Genomic DNA, 5,923 nt, shown 5'->3' with positions numbered 1-5,923 from the left:
GCGATGCCGACGGCGACAACATCCACCAGTTGACCCTCACCGCCACCGACGCGCGAGGCAACGCCGGTGTTCTCGACTTGACCGTGACCCTCGCCGACGTGGCCGAGATCGCGGCGGAGGACGACGTGATGGCCGGACCCGTGCAGGGCCGCGAAGGGGCGGAGACGGCGATCGATGTGCTCGCCAACGACGTCTTCAATGCGGCGCGGCCGACGGCGGCAGAGGTTGCGCTGCGACTGCTGCCCGACGCCGATCTCGCCGGTGGACGGATCGCGCTTTCGGCGGAAGGTCCGGTGTCGGTCGCCGTCGGCACACCCGCCGGGCGCTACGAGCTGAGCTACGAGATCTGCGCGAAGGATGCGCCGGAAAGCTGTGCACGGGCCGACGCGGTGATCGACGTCGCCGCCGCCGCGCTCGCCTTGGCGCCCGACGCCTTTGGCGCGCCACCGATCGAAAGGCGCGACGGCGGCGCCGCACGGGCCCCGTCGTCCGAAGCCTCCGGCACGACCCCGATCGACGGACGCGACGGTGGCGTCGCGGGCAACGTGCTGACCAACGACACCATCGACGGCGCGGCGTTCGAGGCAGGCGAGGCCGAGGCAACTCAGCTGGTGGCCTCGGTGCCGGGTCTGTCCATCGACCCCGACGGCACGCTGCGCGTCGGGCCGGGCACGGTCGCAGGCACGCATGACGTGACCTACCGCGCCTGCGAGATCCTCAACCCCGACAACTGCGCCGAGAGCACGGCCACCGTCAGGGTGGGCGCCTCCCAGATCGAACTAACCGACGACGACCTGACCGACGCGCCGATCTACGGCGTCTCGGGCGGCGTCACGCGCCCGTGATCGCCAACGATTTGCTCGGCGGCGCGCCGGTGGTCGCGGATGAGGTGACGATGTCGATCATCGACGATGGCGGCCTCGACGGCGTCGGCATCGATGGCGAGGGGCGCATCACCGTGCCCACTTTCATCGATCCCGGCCTCTACGACGTAGGCTACGGCGTCTGCGAGGCGCTCAACCCGGCGAACTGCATCGAGGGGTCCGCGCGGCTCTCGATCGTGCCGATCGCGGCGGTGTCCGGCATGATCTACGACGACATCGACCGCAACGGCCGCTTCGACCCCGCCGCCGATCGGGGTGTCGGCGCGGGCTACCGCGTCACCGTGATCGACAATGACGGCAGGACCCAGCCGATCTTCGACAACAAGGGTCAGCCGGTCGAGTTCGTCACCACCGACGCCAATGGCAGCTACGAACTCTATATCGACGCGAACGAAGGATACCGGGTGGTGATGTACAGCCCGGCGGGCGAGGCGCTCGGCGGCTTCGCCATCAGCGACCTGAAACCGGGCCAGCGGCTCGAGGACCAGAACCTGCCGATCGACCCCTCCGGCGTGATCTACGACTCGGTCACCCGCGCGCCGATCCCGGGCGTCCGCGTGACCCTCACCGATGCCGCCGGGCGGGCCCTGCCCGCGCGCTGCCTCGCCGATCCGCAGCAGCAGGACCAGGTGACCGGAACGGACGGGTTCTACCGCTTCGACGTGGCGCCTGCCGCCGCGCCGCAATGCCCCGCCGTGGAGACGGAATACCGCATCAGCATGGAGCTGCCATCGGGCTTCGTCGCCGGCACCTCGGCGCGGCTGCCGGTCACCTCGATCGAGGCCTACGACGCCACCGCCTGCGTCGGCGACCCGATCCCGGGTGGCAATTGCGAGATCAGCGCCTCGGCCAACCCGCCGCTGGCGGGCGAGGCGGCGCGCTACTTCATGCGCTTCCTGCTCGAGCCGGGCGATCCGAACGTGATCAACAACCACATCGCGGTCGACCCGGTGCTGGCCGACGCGACCCTGTCGATCACGGCGCTGACCGAGACGGCGCGCCGCGGCATGCCCATGCGCTTCCGCATCACCGCCGAAGAGGTCGAATACGACCGCGTCGACATCACCGACCTCCTGCCCGAGGGCTTCGTCTATGCCATGGGCTCGGCCCGGGTGAACGGCAGCGCCGTCGAGCCGGTCGTGACCGGCCGGGAGCTGGCCTTCGCCAGCCTGGCGGCGGATGCGGACGACCGGATCGAAATCCTGCTCGACATCGTGGCGGCGGGCGAGATCGCCCATGGCAGCCACCTCTCGGTGGCAAAACTGCACGACCCTGATGACGGGCGCGTGCTGGCCCGGGCCGAGGCGGTGGTCACGCTGGAACTGGAGCGGATCTTCGACTGCGCCGATCTGGTCGGCCGGGTCTACGAGGACCGCGACGGCGACGGCTATGCCGATGCGGGCGAGCCGGGCCTCGCCGGGGCGCTGCTGCGCACCCCGCGTGGCGAGGCGATCACCGTCGACGCGCATGGCCGCTTCTCGGTGCCCTGCGCCATGCTGCCGCGCGACGGCATCGGCTCGAACATGCAGCTCGAGCTCGACGAGCGCAGCCTGCCTGCGGGCGGCATCGTCACCAGCGACAATCCGCAGGTGATCCGCCTGACCCGCGGCAAGATGGGCCGGATGGATTTCGGCGTGCTGCCGGGCCGTAAGGCGACGCTGCAGATCACCGACGCGGCCTTCGGGCCCGACGGTCAGCTGCGCGCCGAATGGCAGGCCGGCATGGTCGAGATGATGCAGGCGCTGCGCGCAGGACCGACCCGGCTCGGGCTGGTCTATCTCGATCCCGCCGACCGCCGCGTGGCCCGCGCCCGGCTCAACGCAATCTCGACCGCTGTCACCGCCACCCACGAGGGCGACGCCAACGCCCCCGCCCTCGTCGTCGAAACCCTGATCCGTGGAGAAGCCCGGTGAACCGTTCTACCCTCCTCACCGCCACCGCGCTCGTCCTCATCCTCTCGGTCGGCGGCAGGCCGGTCGGGGCAGAGACCGTGGGCATGGCCTTCCCGATCGCCGGACTGCCCACCGTGGCAGGCGGCGCCGCCCCGGCGACGGCACGGCCCGAAGCGGCCGCGCCTGACGCCTTCGCCTTCGAGATCCTCGAGGCCGAAGAGGCACCGCGCGCACCGCAGGCCGCGCAACGACCGGCTGAACGGGCCGGGACGCCCATCACGACCGCCACCGCCGCGCCTGTCGCCGTGCCCGTCGCCGCACTCGGTCGGATCGAGCCGCGCGCACGCACGGCCCAACCGCTCTGGACCAGCACCGGCATCGCCGATCTGACGCTCGGCCATGATCTCGAGGAGGGGCGCGGCTGGAGCGAAGGCCGCGCGGCCTTCTTCGCCGAGGGCCCGCTGCGAAACGGCTGGACGCTGACCATGTCGGCAGATACCGGCGCGCGTCCGCTCGACGAGGTCTTCGACGGGCTCGGCGGCACCGCGCCGCGCGACGCGCTGGAGCGTCTGCGCGCTGATCCGGGCGCCGTCACCTTCGGCGATGAGTCGGTCATGCTCGGCACCGGTGGCCGTGATGGGCGGCCCTATGCCCGGATCGCGCGCGAGGGCAGTCACCTGACCTTCGGGCAAGGGCGCGTCAGCCTCGCCGAGGGCGACCTGATCCGCGCCGATCGCAGCATCTATGGCCTGAGCGGGCGGCTGAGCGGCAGGCGCGGCACGGTCGAGGGCTTCGTCTCCAGCGAAGAGAGCATCCCGCAGACCGACGAGTTCGCCGCCACCGGCGGGGCCTCCTACCGGCTGTCGCATCGCGACGTCCTGCCCGGCACCACCCAACTCAGCGTCGAGCGGCGCGACGAAAACGGCCGCCTGCTGGAGCGCCGGCGTCTCGTCGAGGGGGTCGACTACCGGGTCAATCACACGCAAGGGCACGTGCTGCTCGACCGGCCACTGGTCGAGACGCCGACCGGCGCGCTCTTCGTGGGCGAGGCAGATGATCTGGTGCTGCGTGCCGATTATGCCCGTCCGGCACAAGGCATCGAGGACAGCGTGGCCGGGCTGCGCGCACGCCACGAGATCGGGGCCGGGCTGAGCCTCGGGGCGACGACGTTCCGTGACGGTTCGGGCGACGCGGCCGACACAGTGACCGGGCTCGACTTGCACCACGATGCGGGCCGGGGCCTCTCCGTCACTGCGGAGATCGCCCGCTCCGAAGGGCGCGGCCGTGCGGTCGAGGTCTCGCAGGATGGCGGGCGCAGCTTCACCACTCGCGCGGCGGGCGCCGCCCGCACCCAGGCCGATGCCTGGCGGATCGAGGCCGAGGCGGAGCTGGAACGGCTGATGGGCCGCGAGGGCCACGCCACCGCTTGGGCCGAGCGGCGCGAGGCGGGCTTTGCCGGCGACGGCGCCCCGCTCGACGAGGCGGTGGAGCGCAGCGGCCTCGAGGTCGAGACCGTGATCGCGAACGGCACCCGGCTCGGCTTCGGCGCCGAGCGGACCCGTCGCGGCGACACCGAGAGCGACGAGCTGCGCGCCACGCTGGAGCAGCGCATCGGCGCGCAGACCCATCTGAGCTTCGGCATAGAGCGGCAGCGCGAGAGCGGCCCGGCGGGCGGCGGCGGGCGCACCGATCTGGCGGCGCGCTTGGGCCGCGATCTGGGCGACGCGGCGCAAGCCTATCTCTTCGCCGAGGGTTCGGTGGAGGCTTCTGGCACGCTTGAGGGCTACGACCGCTACGGCGCGGGCGTCTCGGGCCAGGTCACCGACCGGCTGAGCGCCGAGGCCGAGCTGGGCTTCGGCAGCGCCGGGACCGGGCTCGAGGCCGGTCTCACCTATGCGCGCGAGGATGGCGAGATCTACTTGCGCCAGCGCATCGCGGGCGACGAGACTGCCGAGATCACCGGCCACGACCTCGTTCTGGGCGCGCGGCGCGCGCTCTTCGACGACTGGTCGATCTTCACCGAGCAGGACGTTCTGATCGGCACCTCCGAGCGCAAGCGCGGTCAAAGCTACGGCCTCGACTGGACCCCGGGCGAAAGTCTCGCCTTCGACCTTGCCGCCAGCATCGACGAGACAAGCGATGCGGCACGCCGCCGGACCCTCAGTTTCGGCGCCGAGAGCCATGGCGACCGTGCTGCGGGCCGCCTGCGGCTCGAGCTGCACAGTGACGAGATCGAGGACGCGGACGACAGCCGGGGCGTGCTGCTCGCCGCCTCGACCCGGCGGGTCACGGCGGATCAGGGCGGCACGCTGCGCGCCCGGGTCGAATATGCCCGCGATGTGCATGACGACGCTCCCGACGGCGCATATGCCGAGGCCGGGCTGTCCTATGCGCTGCGCCCGGTCGCAGACGACGCGCTCGTTGCGGTGCTGTCCTACGACATGCGCGTCGACCTTGAACGGGGCGCAGTGGGCGCGGCGGATGCCGATGCGCCGCTGCAGCGCAGCCACGTCTTCTCGGCAGATGTCGATTTTCGCATCTCGCCCGACCTGACGCTGGGCGCGAAGTACGGCGTGCGGCTGGGCGAGGTCGCCTATGACCGCGACTTGCCGGTCTGGGACGACAGCCCGGCGCATATCTTCGTGCTGCGCGGCGACTGGAGCTTCGCCGAGAACTGGGACTTGCTGATCGAGTACCGCAGCCTGTGGCAGCCCGAGCAGGAAACCCGCGACCAAGGTGTTCTCATTGCTCCCTACTATCGGGTCAACGACCACGTGCGGATCGGTGCGGGCTACAATTTCGGCAGGTTCTCCGACGATCTAACCGACTACGATCACGATGACCGTGGCGTCTTCGTCAACGCGGTCTACAGCTTCTGACCGTACGCCCCCACCGTCCCCGCCGAGCGAAGGGGGCGGCGGCCTCCCCGCCGAACTACGCTCGGCCTGTCTCGTCTCGATGCATCTATCACAAACAGCATCGTGGACGAGATGGCGAGCATAGGCGCCAGATCAGCAATTGTATCCGAAAAACCATTGATATCTGGCGGAGGGGATGGGCCTGGCGTCTAACTGACCTGCTCCCCTCGAGATCCCTCAGTCTGATATAGAGTTTGCTCAATTGCGGCGCGGTCGTGTCTCGAATTTG

3 protein-coding genes are annotated in these 5,923 nt (G+C 70.6%); all 3 read left to right on the top strand.

Annotated elements, in window-relative coordinates; all coding sequences use genetic code 11:
- The coding region (locus MBELCI_RS21145; protein WP_045320495.1) for a hypothetical protein at nucleotides 1-845 on the top strand (845 nt) is incomplete at its 5' end.
- The gene (locus MBELCI_RS18150; RefSeq protein ID WP_021695711.1) at nucleotides 842-2,797 is read left to right on the top strand and encodes a hypothetical protein; all 1,956 of its coding nucleotides are present in this window, start codon (nucleotides 842-844) and stop codon (nucleotides 2,795-2,797) included. The genes MBELCI_RS21145 and MBELCI_RS18150, both read left to right, overlap by 4 nt.
- Entirely contained in the window at nucleotides 2,794-5,655 is a 2,862-nt protein-coding gene (locus tag MBELCI_RS18145; RefSeq protein WP_021695710.1) for a hypothetical protein, read from the top strand. Before MBELCI_RS18150 ends, MBELCI_RS18145 begins: the two co-directional genes overlap by 4 nt.
- Nucleotides 5,656-5,923 lie beyond the last annotated feature (268 nt).

Origin of the sequence: Limimaricola cinnabarinus LL-001 (genome assembly GCF_000466965.1) — a bacterium.
GTDB classification, from domain to species: domain Bacteria; phylum Pseudomonadota; class Alphaproteobacteria; order Rhodobacterales; family Rhodobacteraceae; genus Limimaricola; species Limimaricola cinnabarinus.
Note: the sequence above shows the minus strand (reverse complement) of the source record. Positions and strands in the feature narration are given on the sequence as shown.